We start from the raw sequence: 16,985 nt of genomic DNA, 5'->3' as shown, positions 1-16,985 counted from the left end.
CTTTTTCGTTTTGTTCAATTTTGTCATCCTGAGAGTATCGAAGGATCTGTTTTTTTAGATGTTTCACTACGTTCAACATGACAAAAACTCAAAAATTAAGTATAATTTAAAAAGTCTAGATGACTTCGTTTATAAAGAAAGGGTGTATTAAAATATTTTGTTATTAAATCTATGTATAATGAAAAATCAATTCATATTTATATTTAATACACCCTCTCCAAGAAGTATATAGTAGTAGTTTATTTTACAATAAATTTCGCTGCAACTTTATCGCTTCCTTTTGTTGCGCTCAACAAGTAGATACCGGAAGCCAAATCGACAGCTACTTCACTGTTGTCACCAACAACTTGTATGCTGGAAACAACACGTCCATCCAAAGAAATAACATTTGCGCTGTATCCGTCCAAATTGATCAGGTTAAGACTGCCATTTGCGTAGTAAGCATTAGCATTAGCAACCTGATTGTTTCCAATTCCGGATACACCTACTTCAACAGGTAATCCTTCCCACTCATCGCCATAAAGATCAAACAATTCTTCCGGAACTTTCCATACAAAATCAGATGCACCATCTTCAGTTCCATAAAAATTGTCGCCAAGATACAATTCACTTAAACCGTCTTCATCCCAAGAAATGTAAACTTCTTCCAAACCTGTTTTTTCAAGAGCCCATGCTCCTACAAGTACCACTGTGTTAGGTATAGTTAGTTTAGTCAGAGAAGTACAGTTTGCAAAAGCCCAGTCTCCGATATTTTTCAAACTGTTCATTGTAACGCTTTCCAAAGAAGAACATCCGTTGAAACATTCTGCACCTGTATTGGTCGATTTAGGCATATTAACCGATACTAAATTATTACAGTTTTTAAAGATACCTCCTTCAACTACTGTTACATTAGGAAGATCGGCTGTTACCAAATCAAAACATTCGTAAAACGCAGTACCTCCAACATTTGTTACCTTAGGAGCTGATACTGATGTAATTTTTGTTTGAGCTAATGCCCATCCACGGATTATTGTTACATTTTCCAGATTTATACTGGTCAAAGGTGTAGTTTGAAAAGAACAAACATCCAAAGTTGTTACACTTGCCGGCAAAACAACCTCAGTTAAAGCTGTTTCTTGGAATGTATGCTCGGTTATGATCTCAACCCCATCAGGAATATTGATTGATGCCAATTTCTTACAACCATAAAATGCCCACACATCAATTGTTTTTATTGAAGATGGCAGAACCACTGCAGGCAGATTTTCACACTGCGCAAAAGCACTATTACCAATAACTTCCACACCATCTGCAATTGTAAGAGATGTCAAATTATTATTTTCACGCATCGAGTTATCCCCAATTTTTACAGGGTAGCTAGTTCCATCAATTGTTACGTTTGCAGGGATATTAATTGTTGCCAATGTGTATTTAACATCTCCGGGCAACTGAGATGTTTCTGCAACTCCGTCAACAACTTTGTAGGCAATACCATCTACAACTGTCTGTGCTTTCATTTGGAATGAAAGAAGGCATAACGCCGACACAACTGCACTCTTAATAAAGTAACTTGTTTTCATACTTAATTAGGTTAATTTGTTAATAAATAAACTTTTCTGTAAAAGTCTTGTTTTTTGTATCTGCTTTTAAAATATAGAATCCTTTACCAACTCCGGACAGGTCTATATCTTGAGAAGTGAATCCGGTCTCCGCTACATTTCTGCTTATCAGGCATTGTCCTGCATTGTTGTAAACCTGAATAGATTGAATAGGATCTTTCGATTTTACGGAAAGAGTTGAAGTTGCTTTGTCTACCGAAATAGACAAAGCAGTTTTTTCATTATCATTATCAGCTATACCGCTTCCGGAAGGGTCTTTCAATCGGATCGCAAAACCACCGCCTTTTGCCATACGGATAGTTAGTTTTGTGTCTTTCGTAATCGTAACCTCTTCGCACTTGTATTCGGTAGGTTTTGTGCTCGAACTTGGAGCATCTTTCAGTATTGTGGCATTATAAGTAACGCCATCGGCCAAGAAGCTGAAATCTACATCTACCCATCTCTCGTCCCAGTTGCTCATTCCACCTATATACCAGTCTAGGCCTTTTTGTTTTGCCATCAATATATATTCACCCAACTTGGAATCTAACGGAACTGTCTTGTCCCAAACGGTTGGCACTGTTCTAAGGAAATCCAGTATGTCCGGATATTTGTTGTATTCGGTAGGAGAATCGCACAGATATCCTAACCATTGGTCAAATATCACATACATAGACAGTTCGTGAGCGCGTGTTCCCATACTCATAGGTACGGTGTTGTCTTTATCAACGGGATAAAACTCTGCTGCTGTTTTGTTTCGCAACGAACCCGGAGTATAGTCATACGGACCGGCAAGGGCTCGTATAAATGGGAACTGAGTATGATAGTTGGGAGTAACGATACTTCTCCAGAAATTATCTTCCGCACCACGTACAGCCTCATAGTTCAATATATTAGGATAGGTACGGCTCAATCCTGTTGGTACAGGGCATCCATGATATAGTGCCACCATTTTACTCTTTGCCAATCTTTCTGCAAACTCATGCCCCCAACGCATAGCTATCTGATCGTTGCGCTCGAAGAAGTCGATCTTAACCCCTGCAACACCATAGGCTTTCATTTTCTTAATCCAATCGCCACCAGAATATTCGTTGACACAACTAGCCCACGTCCAAACTATAATTTTTACATTTTTTGTCTTAGCATAATCGCACAATTCAAACAGCCAATCTTCATGATATCCTGCATCAAAAGTCATATACTCAAGTCCATTCTCTGATGCCCAGTCGATATAATATTTATATAACTGCACACTCAGGTTGTTATTCCCAACCGGAAAGTCCACACCTTCGAGCATAGCTTTGTGCCACCATTCCCAAGCTGTTTTGCCCGGTTTGATCCATGACGTATCAGCTATTTTACAAGGCTCGGACAGCATGTAAACTAATTCATTGTTTAACAAATCTTTATCTTCATCAACAGGGATTATAACACGCCAAGGAAAAGTACGTGCACCTGTTGTTTTAACGATAAAGTTTTCACGCTCATACACAAGGTGGTTGGAGTAATAGTTGTTAGGGTCCATTACTTTTTTAGGGTATTTGGCCCACATTCCACGCATCGACCTATTGCCTCCGGCATCATTGTGCTCCATATACATTCCCGGATAATCATAAGTATCGGCTTCCGTTACAACCAATTTGTAAGGAGTAGAAGTGAACTCGAACAAAACCGGAGTAACCGAAAATTTATTCGCCCCAATAGCTCCGGGGATATTGTATGTGTTGTATATCCGTTCGAAATTGCGAAAACCCTGATGGATATTATACTTAACACCATTGTCTCCGGTTTCTTGAGAAGTATTTGTATCACATTCGGGGAAGTAGACCTTCGTATTGCCCACGAAGTTGAAAATTGCAGTTTCACTGTTTATAACTATGTCTTTATCAAGATTTGTCACGAAACGATATGCAACACCTTCGTCATAAGCTCTTACAATGAGGCTGTAGTTTTCTTTGAACTCTATTGTCAGTTCATTGTATGCTTCAGTCAGGGTTTTGTTTTTCCCCACAACTACATCTATCTGACTGTTAACAGTATTTTTGCTGGTCTTTTTTATTGAGCCAGCACCAATAACCATCCCGTCAGACAGGTTTAAGCTAATGGCTGATTCTTTGATCAACTGTGTTTCGCCATGCCAAACTTCATACGTAGTTCCTCCGTCGACATGCAATTTCATTTTTATTTGTTTGTTGGGAGAAATCACATCATAGTCGGCAGCCCACAACGAAGTGAAGGTTCCGGTTACAAAAAACAGTGTAAAAAATAAAAATTTGTTCATTATCTTAGTTTGTTTTGGTTATCTCTATTCATTTTTATGAGATAATTAATATCAGCAATAATATACACTCAAGCATATTATTGCTGATACTTAGAGTATTAATAGCCCGGGTTTTGATCCTTTTCCATCGACATGAAAGGATTGTTCTTGATTTCAACCTCAGGTATCGGATAAAGCATATGGTAATCTTGGATCGTTCCCGATTCTTTTGCCCATTTGTTACGCTCTTTAATCAGATCGGCAAATTTCCCTGTACGGATCAAATCCATTCTGCGCCATCCTTCGAAGCAAAGTTCACGCATACGCTCGTCCATAATTTCGACACGGAATTGTTCTTTCGACAAACCTTTCCATTCTTTGTCGGCAGGTAGTTTTCCTCCCCAAGCACGTTTACGCACCGTATTAACCATATCCATGGCTTCCGAGGTTTTGTCTGTTTCATTCAAACATTCTGCATAGCACAACAAGATGTCGGCATGGCGTAAAAACAGGTAGTTTTTACCCGACCAATACATACTTCTTCCGTTTTTAGTATCTTTTGCCTGATCTTCTTTTGTGTAATTATCGAGACGTCTGTCTTCCCATTTCTTGATATGCGGGTCTAATTCGTCAGCTCCCCACGATGGCACTGTATATGTTACCCCCATATAGGTATAGTCTTCCCGAATACTAACAGCACGGCGTTGGTCGCCATCTTCCCATAGTCCGCCATCCGATTTCATTTTATAAGCATACTCGGTGGGCAGAGATACATCATAGCCTCCGATATAGCAACTTTCACCTAAATTTGCTAACGTGCGCGATCCCATATCCCACTGCCAATGAGCCGGAGCAAGATCGTTGGGTGTGAAATCCAATTCAAAGATCGATTCGTTTGAGTTGAACTCACATTTACCATATTCATCAAATAGTGTTGCATATTTAGTTTCCAGTTTGTAAGTTTTCTCTATCTGCTTAAAATATTCGATGGCTTTGTCATAGTCACGGAAACCGCTTGCTTCCGGAGCATACATGTGTAGTTTGCCCAACATAGCTATAGCCGCCCCTTGAGTAGCCTGATTCCCGTTTGCTTGTTTACCTGTTGGCAGATTTTTTGAAGCAAACTCAAGGTCGTCATGAATCTGTTTCCAAACCACATCCAAAGGCTGTCTGGATCTATCTATATTTGCTGTATTTTTAAGATCATCAACTTCTATAACAGGAATCTCACCCCAATACATAGCAATCTCGAACATAGACATTGCACGGATAAAATGTACACTTGCTTTGAGCGACGTAATGTTTTTCAACGCACTTTCTTCCGTTTCTTTATCAGCTAGCAATTTCAAACCCAAAATGGCTTCGGATGCAGTATTTATTGCCGGCCATCTTTTCGACCACATTGTGTTGACTTGAGGCGACGTTCCGTTCAATCGTCCATTGTAATAATCTAAGCTAGCCTGAGAGGCATCGCCCATCTGAACAATTCCTTGTTTAACCTCATCTGTACCCAAAAGTGAAAAAGTGAATCCGTCACGTCCGGCTTTTGCCCTGTTATAAGAAACATACAAACCGTCTATTACGATTTTTGCCGTCTGAACATCCTGATACAGGTTTTCTGTTGGAACTTTCGATTTAGGCTCTTGATCCAGAAAATCGCTGCACGAGGAGAAAGCTCCAGCAGCAAACAGGACTGCTATAGTTAATGTTTTTATGTAAATTTTCTTTGTTTTCATAAATTTCAGTTTTTACAAATTAGAATGATAGATTTACACCGAACGTAAACATCCTTGTTGGAGGATACCAGTCTCCTGTTTCCGGATCATAACCTTTATATGGAGTTATACAGAACAAGTTAGATGCCGTTGCGTAGAGGCGCAAATTACTTATCTTCACATTTTGAAGTAATGATTGAGGTAGTGTATAAGCTAACGTTAATGTAGATAAACGCAGATATGACGCGCTTTGCACCGAATGGTTCATGTCGCTGGCAGAGAATACACTGTAATTACTTCCCTTAGGGTCGTTAAGTATAGGACGAGGGAATTTAGCTCCTGTGTTTTCCGGAGTCCAGCGATCCAGCAAATCTTTGGATGCAAGCCCTTTACCATTACTTCCTATCATCGATTCATAAATGTAGCTAAGTTTTTTAGCACCATACGAGTAAGTAAATACTGCATTTAAAGAAATACCCTTGTAGGTAAAGTCTGTGGCAAAACCTCCATAAAAATCGGGGTCTGCATCAATCAATATACGGTCATAGTCGTCCATCTTTCCGTCAGGCACTCCGTTAGGGCCAGAAATATCTTGTGGATACAAGTCACCCGGATTTACTTGACGACCAGCCCAGTCCATATCTTTGAAACGTTCCATATCAGCTTCCTGAGCAATACCTCCGGTTTTCCAGATATAAATTGTGTTACGAGATTTCCCTGTAAACAAGTTGCCTTCTTTTTGAAGATTGCGGTCATTGTCATATTTCAAAACATAATCAACACCACCAACTAGTTTTTTCACCTCGTTGTTGTCGGCAGAAATATTTGCCGAAACGTTCCATTTAATATCACTTGTGTTCACAAGTTTTGCTTCTACCGAAAACTCAACCCCTTGGTTCACTATCTCTCCTACATTCTCATACACATCTTTATGTCCCATAGAAGGAGCTACCTCACGTTTCATTAGCAGGTTTTTGTTTGTTATATGAAAATAATCTGCCGAGAAACGAATCCTATTGTTCAGGAACCCGGAATCGAAACCAACATTGAACTGACCTTGGCTTTCCCACTTGATGTTTCTGTTACCCATCCTGTCGGGACGCACCAGACCCAACGATTGTAGGGCAGTTGCTTTTGCATAGAACTGTGTATAATATGAATAATCATCAATTTCCTGATTACCTACTTTTCCGTAGCCGACACGCAGTTTCAATTGGTCGATGAAGTTCAGATCTTTCATAAAATCTTCTTGTACCATATCCCATGCCAGAGAGAATGAAGGGAAAAGTCCCCATCTGTTACCAGACCTAAACTTAGAAGACCCATCATAACGAGCTGTTGCCGTTAAAAAATACTTATTATCGTAAACATAATTTGCACGAACAAAGTATGACATTAGTGAAGATGTTACAAAATCTGAAACCAACGAACGGTTTTCGACGTTACCCGATCCACCCAAATCATACCAATTCAGAACATTAGTATCATATCCGCGAGCTGTACCTCCCATATAGTCTCTTTCTGTTTTGGATGCACTTGTACCCAATACTCCATTTATACGGTGTATTCCGAATGTTTTGTCATACGACACTGTATTTTCCCATTGCCACATCATTCTCTGATCGCGGGTATGCATTGCTTCACCATTATGAGCATAACGTATCGATTGCTGAATGTCATTAGGAGTATATCTGAAACGGGTTTCTTCCAAATAGTTCAATGAGAAAGAACTACGAATATTTAATCCTGCTATCGGATTTACATTTATAAAATTAGATGAGATAAGACGATTGCGGGTGCGGTCGTTATCTATTCTCAATGTGTTCAGTGGGTTGAAGTAGTTTTGGTCGTAATAGTCACCATAATTCAAAACAAGCACATCGCTGATTGGTAACATAGGGTTCGCGCCACGAGCTTTGTCATAAACATCGTCGGTGGCATCGGTATTGTTACTTGTTTGAATTTGCGATTCCGAACGCACATAAGAAGTGTTAGTTCCTACCTTCAACCAAGGCTTAATGTTGAAGTCGGCATTGATACGGCCTGTATAGGTTTCATTGCTAAGTTTTTTCACCATAGCAGACTGATCCGAGTATCCGAAGCTCAAGAAGTAAGAACCCTTGTCGGAAGCACCCGAAAAACTTACAGCATGATTTTGCTCAAGTCCGGTACGTGTTACTTCATCCAACCAGTCATAATCTTTGAAGTTAGGATCGGCGTATGCATCCATCTCATATTTTCCGAATACATAACCTCCACTTGGGTCTGTCTTACCCGGAATTCCCGGATCGTATGGAGTGTATACCCTATCATTCAGAAATTGCTCAAATTCGGCTTCTGTTGCATTTGGATGTGTGGCCTTATAACTATTAGAAGCCGCATCCAGACGAAGTTCGTACAATTGCCTTGAGTTCATTTTTTTAGGCATACTCGCATAAGTGCGGAACCCGAACCATCCATCGTAGTTTACTTTGCCATCTCCTCTTTTTCCTTTTTTTGTTGTAACCACAACAACCCCGTTTGCTGCACGAGATCCGTAAAGAGCTGTGGAAGAAGCATCTTTCATAATTTCGATAGACTCGATGTCGTTCACATTGATAGAGTTAAACCCTCCTCCGAAATTATCCATAACCAAACCGTCAACCACATAGATAGGGTCGGTTGATCCGTTGATAGTATTTATACCACGAATCTTGATGCTTGAGTCATCACCCGGTTTTGCCGCACTGTTTACCAAAACACCGGCTACACGTCCTTGTAGAGCCTGGTTTATGGAAACAACAGGTTTTTCGGATAATACCTTACCGCTAACGCTACCAACGGCTCCTGTCAAGTCGCTTTTCTTCATAACAGTTCCTACAACAACCACCTCATCCAAGTCTTGAGTATTGCTCTCTAGCTTGACATTAATAGTTGTTTGATTCCCTACTTTAACTACTTTATCCGTGTAGCCCAAGTAAGAAAATACCAACTCCGAATTAGATGGCACAGCCAAACTGTATTTACCATCAAAGTCTGTAATAGTACCTATGGATGTACCTTTTACGACGACACTCACTCCGATTAACGATTCCGAATCGGAGGCGTCTGTTACTGTTCCGCTTACTGTAACGTTTTGCGCTACCATAGGCAAGCAAAAGAACAACAGTAACAGTGTAATGAAAAATTGTGTTTTCCTCATAAATATTAACAGTTAGATTCAATAAAAAAAAACTTTATTTACATTCATTTATTTTAGTTATACACATAAACAACAACGCCTTGAGCGGAAAGCTCAGACTTCCCGATCGAGACGCTGTAAGGCATAAGAATACGGACTCAAAATCCGGTTTCTTGTGTAACGATTATTTTTTCCAAATCCCGTACAAATTGCGGTGAGTATCTCTAACAAACAACCCGTAACAACCAAATTGCGGATGTTAAGTATTATGTTTTTTATATTGCGTAATATATTATAATACATCTTAGGTTATTTTGAGTTTTAAATGGTATAGTATCAAATTTAGTTGCCCTGCTATTGTGCAAATCTATATGGTAAAGCCCAAACGGTTGCATTGCAAACTTGTCAATAAATGACACAAATGTTGAATTGTCGCATTCTACATGTATTTCATCAAAAAATATGCAACATTCATATTACTTTTTCAGCATCATAACAAATCCTCCTCCTGCCGAAAGTGGTATTGTAATCTTTGATTCTGATGTCACTTTTTTTGTTTCGTATAAGTAACTTTCCGCATTTTGGTTCGCATCTTCTCCATCCTTATACAAATATAACGTGTAACCGTGACACTCTTGTAGAAAAGTGAAATCTATATCCACATTGCGAGCCGTCCAATCGGTTAATGCACCAACATACCAGTCGTCACCTTTTCGTTTAGCCAAAACGGCATATTCTCCTATCTTCGCATCCAATACTATTGTTTCATCAAAAGAAACCGGAACATCCGACAAGAATTTCATTATATCGGGATACTTACGATACTCCATTGGCGAATCGCAAAGCATTGCAAAATATTGATCGTAGATAACATACATCGCCAACTCGTGGCATCTTGTTCCTTGAGTCAAGGGTAGTCCCGGATCGATAGGACGGAACATATTCTGTGTTCGGTTGCGCATCGAACCCGGTGTATAATCCAGACTTCCACCCAACATACGTGTGAAAGGAAATATCAAATGATGTTTAGGATTTGCTGTCAAATCCCATTTCGAACATTCTGCTCCCCGAACTGCCTCAAAATTGATAATATTGGGATAGGTACGTTGCATTCCCGTTGGTTTGCTACATCCGTGATAGTTTATCATCAATTCATGCTCTGCCGCTTTCGCTGCAATCATTTCATACCAGTCCATCGCCAACTGATCGTCTCTGTCGAAGAAGTCGACCTTCAATCCTACCGCACCCCAATCATGAATCATTTTCAAATATTGGTCTGCCGTTTCCTCTGTCAAAGCCATAGCTACGCACCAAAGGAATGTACCTACATTCTTCGATTTTCCATAATCAATGATTTCCTGTACGTTTACTTTAGGATTCACTTTCGAGAGGTCGAAAATATCAGACCATCCGGCATCAATCATCAAATATTCGATTCCGTTTTCGGCAGCAAAGTCAATATAAAACTTATACAGGCCGGTATTTCGGTTCGGCATACCCGATGGAATATCCGCACCCGGCAGCATGGCATCGTGCCACCATTCCCACACAGCCTTGCCCGGCTTTATCCACGATGTGTTATCGAAACGTTGTTTCTCTGCCAGTTTGTAAATGACTTCGTTCGTCAACAGGCTCTTATCATCGTCCGTAAGGATGAATACACGCCACGGAAAGTTGCGCTTGCCATTGGTTTTTGCGATATAATCGCATGTTCTTTGAACAACGGAAACAAATCCCCAACTGCCCAAAGCCGTACTATCGGGATATTGCGCATACGCAGCATGAAAACCGACACTGTCTTTCACCATGTACATGCCCGGATAATCCAAAACATCCGATTCGGCCACAATCAATCTGACCCCGTCAGGATATGAGAACAATAATGGTGTGATAGCCTTTTTCCCGTCGGCAACAGAAGATGCTGATTCGTAATCAATATAAGCCAGTTCCCAAGATGTCCAGTTATCCGTTTCGGCATATTGGGTCGACGGATCTCCAGACAAATTCAGTTGCATCATTTCGTTTGTTACAACAATTTCGTCTGCCATATCCGTTACGAAACGATAGGCCAAGCCTTCGTCATAGGCTCTCAACACCAACGAATACCCACCCTCGAAGCTGATAGTTGTTTCGTTGTAGTTATCTTTCAGAGTATCGAATTTGCCATACAGCGGTTTTATTGTTTCCTCTACTTTACGTTCCTGAATATCTTTTACAACCGGATTTTTTCCTAAGAAATCGCCGGAAAGCTCCATACCAATGAATGATGGCTTTACTATCTCCTTGCCTTTATAGTATACACTATACATGAGCGAATCTTGCACAGAAACAACGAGCTTCAATTTGGCATCGGGAGATGTGATTTCCACCTTTCGCCCCGTGGTTGTACAGGACGAAAAGCTGAAAATCATTAAAAAACCTATTAAAGCAATATATCTTGATATGGTATATTTCATTTTAAGTAATTGATAGGATTTAATGTTACATTTTACTTAGTTACAAGTTACTTCGTCCTTCGGGACAGTTACGAGTAAAGCAAGTGGGTTTATTTGGTTTCGTTCAATTGAATAACCAAACTTTCGTATTCATTATACATCGCAAAATGCAATCCTACGGTCATCAAGTAATCTCCACTAAAGGTTTTACCTTCGTATTTAGAGAATCGTGACCAATCGTCCGGATCTTTATTGATTTCTTTCAATGTATATTTCTTGTTAGGATCAAGACCTTGCAATACAATTGTAGGAGGCGTAGGATATATTTCTTTCCGCACCAAGAAGTTGAAAACAATAGCCTCACTCTTATTATCATTCACATACATGAACGTTGTGCGGTTTTGTTTGTACGGAGAAAGAATCCGGTAAAGGTCGCCCATCAAAATTGTGCTGCGTATTTCTTTGTATTTTTGAATAGCATTTTTCGAGAATTCGTATTCTTTCTCTGTCATTTGAGATGGTTGCAAGTCCATACCCAATTTGCCAGCCATAGCTATATCGAAGCGGCTCTTAAGCGAGAAACTTCTGTTTGTGATGTGGTTAGGCGCAACTGATACGTGGCTAGCCAAACCAATAGTAGGGAAGAAGTACTGAGCACCCCATTGAGTTGTAATTCTTTGAAGCACATCGTTATTGTCGCTAATCCAATACTCATCAAAATGTTTCATCGAACCATAGTCGATACGTCCACCACCGCCTGAGCAAGCCATGAAAGTGACATTCGGATATTTTTTGCTCACTTTGTTCATAACCTCCAACAGATTTTTTGAATAATCAATAAATAAGTGGCTTTGCTTGTCAGCAGGAAGATATGATGACCCTGAGTTGAACACATAGCGGTTACAATCCCATTTCACGTACTCAATGCCCGGATTTTCTGTCAAGATGTTATCAATTGTATTGTACACAAACTCCTGTACTTTGGGGTTACTCAAATCCAAAATCAACTGGTTGCGTTGCAAAACTCTCTCACGATGTGGTTGTGCAATCACCCAATCAGGATGTTTTTCGTATAGTTCACTGTCGGGATTAACCATTTCAGGTTCAACCCAAATACCGAATTTGATATTTCTTTTCTTACATTCGTTTATCAGGTAAGGAATACCGTTCGGCAATTTCTTTGTATTTGTTTGCCAATCGCCAAGTCCTGCATTATCGGCATTACGTGGATGCTTGTTTCCGAACCATCCGTCGTCGAGCAAGAACAACTCGAATCCCATTTTTGCAGCATCGTCTATAATACGGGTCAATTTAGCTTCGTCGAAATCGAAATATGTAGCTTCCCAGTTGTTCAACAATATGCTTCTTTCCTTATTGCCGTTTTTGATGCCGTATTTTCTTGCCCAACGGTGAAAATCGCGAGTCATTTTGCCGGTTCCTTCGTTGCTGTATGTAAATAACAGAGATGGTGTTTTGAACACTTCGTTTTTCTCTAATGTATATTCCGATGCATAAGGATTTGCACCCGAAATAACACGTAGCTTGTTAGAATTATCTACTTCGAAGCAGAATTGGAAGTTGCCCGGCCAAGCCAATGTTCCTCCGATTATTTCACCCGAAGTTTCCGATGCTTGCTGGTTCAGCGAAAGGATGAAACTAGGATGTGTGAATTGATTTGTGCGAACACCCAATTTTGAATCTACAATCTTGATACCTTCTGTCAGTTTTTGCTCCGATATGTTCATTTCGTTCGACCAATCGCCGTGAAAATGACTGACATAATATTCGGTTGCATTGAAAGACAAATCGGAAGAAGCAAAATTTGTCAATTTTATGCTTTTCTTTTGTCCGTTCTTTATTTCTACCCATTGCTCAAGGATGTCTTCCTGCTGATAGGCTTTGTAGTTTATTGTTACGAAAAGATCGTAATATTCATCCTTCAACTCAATTGTAGTCTGTGTGATATTACCATCTATTTTCTTCACGGAAGAAGATACATATCCCAGTTCGGTAGACGTATTACCATCTGCTTGTATTGCCCTGAGAGCGGCTTCGAAAACATGGTTTGTGCCGAATGTAGAATAGGAAGCAAATGTTTCCTGATCTACGGTCTTCATTTCGCCCATGTCTTTAACTTTCTTTCCGAAATAGGTTTGCTCCAACCTGTTTTTGTCGTTCACCTTCAACACCAGGCAGGTGTTGTTTGTCGTTATCGGTATATATTCTACTGCTTTCGCAGAAAAACATGAAACCAATAAAGTAACTAAAAAGATTAATTTGCTTTTTTTCATGATATACTTTAGTTTAAAATAATTTGTCGTAATGCCCGGTTCTTCAGTTGCAAATATATCTCCCGAACGGCTCGGGCATTACATACAAACTTGTCAATTAATGACAGAAATGTTGAATTTATAATCTTTCCTTTACTTCATTCAGATGAACTTGTCCTCCCTGATGGTTTATGTCCAGTTTTCTTAGTTCCGACAAAAAGTTTTCAGCCTTTTCTTTCTCTCCCAAACCGAAATGTCCGAGCCCCATTACATAATAACAATGGATTTTGTTCCGCACATTCAGGTCGTCGTCCCAGATGGCCAAATCGGGCAGCGATACGGCAAAATAATCTATCTTACAATCATCAAACAGGTGCTTTTCGCCATGAGATATCAGCTTATTGAAGCGGCTTCTGGCTTTATCTTCTTCGTTCAAGGCACGCCATGCCAATCCTTGATAGAATATTTTGTCCGGTTGCTGGTCGTTATAGAAGAATGCTTGCTGAGGTTCGTCCGAACCTTGTGTTGCCAACATGAAATATTGTTGCGACTTAGCCGTGTCTCCTAATCCTTGATAAGCCAGTCCCTTATAATAATGTATATCGTTTTCTTCTGCATTAGCCAGTTTTCCTTCTCCCAGATTGTGAGGGTATGACTCGGTTTCGTTCAGCAATTGTATAGCCTCATCGTAGCGTTTGTCTGCAATAGCTTTCTTTGCCAACTGAATTCTGCACAAAGTATACTGACCTGTAACTTTTCCTTCGCCGCCTTCCCACGGATGGAAGTTCCGGTTTGCCATCAAATCTTTTGCTTTTTCATATTCACCCATCTGGTTATACAATGTGATACGCTCGATACACATATCGTCACGTTGTTCTACCAAACTCAAATTCTTTTCAAGGAAAGCCAATCGTTCTTTATGAGAAACTCCGGTTTTCTTGTATAGCTGATCCAATTCCATCAGGATGCGGGCATCGGAAGTATCGAGCGAGAATGCTTTTTCTAACATCTCCCGTGCTTTTGCCTTTTGGTTGCGTTTGTTGTAATAAGCTAACGAAAGGTTGCGTAAAACGGTTGGATATGTATCATCAATAGCAGCCGATCGCTCCCAACCGGCAATTGCCTCATCGTATTGACGTGCGCCATACCAGAAGTTACCCAGATAGTAAGGAGCTTTAGGGTCGGAAGGATTTAGCTCTATCGCTTTCTTCAATATATTCACCTCCTCGATGCGATTAGGGAAACATCTTTCAGGATTTTGCTTCACTGCCTCCTTATAGTATTCCGCAGCTTGGGTGTTATCACCTTTTTGCACTGCAAAATAACCCAGTGTATAATACACAATCGGATAGATTGAATTTTCTTGTCCCGTTACCGATTTGCTGTAAGCGACAAACTCCTTCAACAGTTGTTCTGCTTCGTCGTAAAGTCCGGCAGCAGCAAAGTCTAAAGCATATTCTATGAAATCGTGAGCCGAACCACGTGTAAGTTCATATATTTGCTGCAAAACGACAGCGTCGTTTATCAATAAATATTCTTCGAAACGGCAACCCACATTGAAACGGTCTATTTTCAGAGATTCGGCTATCCATTTCAGAGCCTCTTCTTTACGTCCCATCTTCCTCAGAATGGAGGCTTTCAGTTGACGGGCCTTATGATTGTGCCAGTTACGGATAAGGCTGCGTTCTACATTATCCAAGGCTTCCTCCCAGTTTTCTCTTTTACTGTCTATTTGTGCCACCGCCAGATATGCAGGGTCTTGCCAAGCTGCATTCCATGCCGATTTGAAAAAGGCTTCGTAGGCTTCATCATCCTTGCCTTGCATTTTCAGGCTCCAGCCCAGGTTGTAGTAAGGCTCTCCGTCGTAAGGGTTCGGATTGCGTTCGGTCAAGGTTTCTACGGCTTTTCTGAAATACGGCTCTGCCTTTTCGAACTGTCCACGACGCATATACAACAATCCAACTGCATTATTGCAACGTACATCTCCCGGTTCACGCTTCAATGCTTCAAAATAGTAATCGAAAGGATTGTATGTTGCGTGGCGGTATTGTTCCAAATGCAAACCGGTCAGATATAATTGTTCCATAGAAGCTATGTCTTCCGGATTTTTTGCCGCACGAGCCGGGTCGGGAGTAGGTTTTATCTCCGGTTTTTCGGCTTGATAAGAAAGCATCAATTTCCCGTCTTCCTTGTAGAGTTCGAAAACCACATCTTCAACTTCCCGAACGTCGGTTTCTACGACATTCTTGTAAGGCTTATCGGGCGAAACATTAATCTTTCCATCTAAAAATATTTTACCATCTTTATGTTTCAACACAATGTGAAGGTTCTCAAATGCGCTTGTTGTGTACAGAATAACCTCTGTTTTTCCGTCTTGTGTTTCCACATTCACCATTGCCTCTTTTGTAGCATTTTTCACATAACCTACTTCGGCATAAGGCATGAAATATTGCACCCACGACTTTTCTTCGTATGGTTGCAACCATGTGAAGTCAGGCTGATTGTCTGTATAAACACCTGTCATCAGCTCTATGTATGGTCCATCTTCGTCTGTCAGGTTTCTGTCCCAAGCCACACCAAAATCGCCATGTCCCCATGTCCATTGTTTTTTCCCCGGAGACACATTGTGATTGGCTACGTGCAACAAACCTGCCTGCACATCGTCTTCGTATCCTCCCACGAAATCGAATTTAGACTTAATGGCCATGTAGGATGTGGGCACAGGAATATTCTTATATTTAGAAATATCAATTCCCGCAGAATAATCTTGCTTATAATAAACTCCCGTTGCAATAGGGAAATTAGATACATCACGCTTTCCGTGATCGAATACGGCATGCACATCGGGCGGAAAAACAGATTTATACCCATCGTTCACCACCACGGCTGGGTTTGCCCACCAAAGGAATGTTTGAGGGAAAGACGTGCGGTTATAAACCTGCACTTTGATCTCCAGATACGCTTTGCCCGGATGCAAAGTGAATCCTTGCATACCTTTCGTACGGAACATACGCTCTACTTCGTTACACCAGATTGTTTTGCTGCCATCCGCATTTTCTTCTATCGAACAATCGGTAGGCATAAACGTGCTGGGACGGTGATGCTGAGGCCAGTTGAACTCTATACCTCCCGAAATCCAAGGGCCTGTAAGACCTACCAGTGCAGGTTTCACAACTTGGTTGTAGTAGACAAAGTGACGTTCTTTCACCTTATCGTATGCCATGTGTACACGGCCTCCCAGTTCGGGGAGTATCATTATTTTCAGGTATTCATTCTCGATGAAGAAAGCCCTGTATTGCTTATCTACTTTTTCATCCGAAATTTTTTCTATCACCGGGTATGGATAAACCACGCCCGAACTACCTTGATAGACACGCTTTTCTAAAAAAATAGGATTTTTTTCCTCTTCCCCTACCTGATATGTAGGCAGCATGATTTTTTCTTCCCATGCACGCACAACCCCTTTTTCAGTAACGGTTGGACGAATCAGGTATTCTGTAATTTTTTCCATTTCTTAGTTCAATTTGTTTAAATGAAAATGCCTTGTATCGAGACTAAGGCTTAT

7 protein-coding genes are annotated in these 16,985 nt (G+C 40.5%); all 7 read right to left on the bottom strand.

Annotated elements, in window-relative coordinates:
* Positions 1–239 precede the first annotated feature (239 nt).
* The 7 genes from D0T56_RS02765 to D0T56_RS02735 all read right to left on the bottom strand — a co-directional run bounded on the left by D0T56_RS02765 (position 240) and on the right by D0T56_RS02735 (position 16,931).
* The gene (locus tag D0T56_RS02765; protein ID WP_163318605.1) at positions 240–1,562 is read right to left on the bottom strand and encodes a leucine-rich repeat protein; all 1,323 of its coding nucleotides are present in this window, start codon (positions 1,560–1,562) and stop codon (positions 240–242) included.
* Positions 1,563–1,581: 19 nt separating this feature from the next.
* Complete coding sequence (locus tag D0T56_RS02760; RefSeq protein ID WP_163318604.1) at positions 1,582–3,861, bottom strand: glycoside hydrolase family 97 catalytic domain-containing protein; 2,280 nt, start codon at positions 3,859–3,861, stop codon at positions 1,582–1,584.
* Between the two features lie 98 nt (positions 3,862–3,959).
* Entirely contained in the window at positions 3,960–5,576 is a 1,617-nt protein-coding gene (locus D0T56_RS02755; RefSeq protein WP_163318603.1) for a RagB/SusD family nutrient uptake outer membrane protein, read from the bottom strand.
* Positions 5,577–5,595: 19 nt separating this feature from the next.
* A complete protein-coding gene (locus tag D0T56_RS02750) occupies positions 5,596–8,736 on the bottom strand; it encodes a TonB-dependent receptor (RefSeq protein ID WP_163318602.1) in 3,141 nt (1,046 codons plus the stop codon).
* A 455-nt stretch (positions 8,737–9,191) separates the two neighbouring features.
* Entirely contained in the window at positions 9,192–11,126 is a 1,935-nt protein-coding gene (locus tag D0T56_RS02745; RefSeq protein ID WP_163318601.1) for a glycoside hydrolase family 97 protein, read from the bottom strand.
* A 134-nt stretch (positions 11,127–11,260) separates the two neighbouring features.
* Positions 11,261–13,441, bottom strand: coding sequence for an alpha-galactosidase (locus tag D0T56_RS02740; protein ID WP_185153822.1), 2,181 nt, complete (start codon positions 13,439–13,441; stop codon positions 11,261–11,263).
* A 118-nt stretch (positions 13,442–13,559) separates the two neighbouring features.
* The gene (locus tag D0T56_RS02735; RefSeq protein WP_163318600.1) at positions 13,560–16,931 is read right to left on the bottom strand and encodes a DUF5107 domain-containing protein; all 3,372 of its coding nucleotides are present in this window, start codon (positions 16,929–16,931) and stop codon (positions 13,560–13,562) included.
* Between the last annotated feature and the right edge of the window lie 54 nt (positions 16,932–16,985).

This window comes from Dysgonomonas sp. 520 (genome assembly GCF_010501095.1).
Classification (GTDB): domain Bacteria; phylum Bacteroidota; class Bacteroidia; order Bacteroidales; family Dysgonomonadaceae; genus QVMP01.
The sequence above is the reverse complement of the archived record's forward strand: the minus strand, read 5'-3'. Positions and strand labels throughout refer to the sequence as shown.

Bases quoted from the DNA above. Each gene is read 5' to 3' on its own strand.
- D0T56_RS02765 (WP_163318605.1), bottom strand. From the start codon at position 1,562: ATGAAAACAAGTTACTTTATTAAGAGTGCAGTTGTGTCGGCGTTATGC.
- D0T56_RS02755 (WP_163318603.1), bottom strand. From the start codon at position 5,576: ATGAAAACAAAGAAAATTTACATAAAAACATTAACTATAGCAGTCCTG.
- D0T56_RS02760 (WP_163318604.1), bottom strand. From the start codon at position 3,861: ATGAACAAATTTTTATTTTTTACACTGTTTTTTGTAACCGGAACCTTC.
- D0T56_RS02740 (WP_185153822.1), bottom strand. From the start codon at position 13,441: ATGAAAAAAAGCAAATTAATCTTTTTAGTTACTTTATTGGTTTCATGT.
- D0T56_RS02750 (WP_163318602.1), bottom strand. From the start codon at position 8,736: ATGAGGAAAACACAATTTTTCATTACACTGTTACTGTTGTTCTTTTGC.
- D0T56_RS02745 (WP_163318601.1), bottom strand. From the start codon at position 11,126: ATGATTTTCAGCTTTTCGTCCTGTACAACCACGGGGCGAAAGGTGGAA.
- D0T56_RS02735 (WP_163318600.1), bottom strand. From the start codon at position 16,931: ATGGAAAAAATTACAGAATACCTGATTCGTCCAACCGTTACTGAAAAA.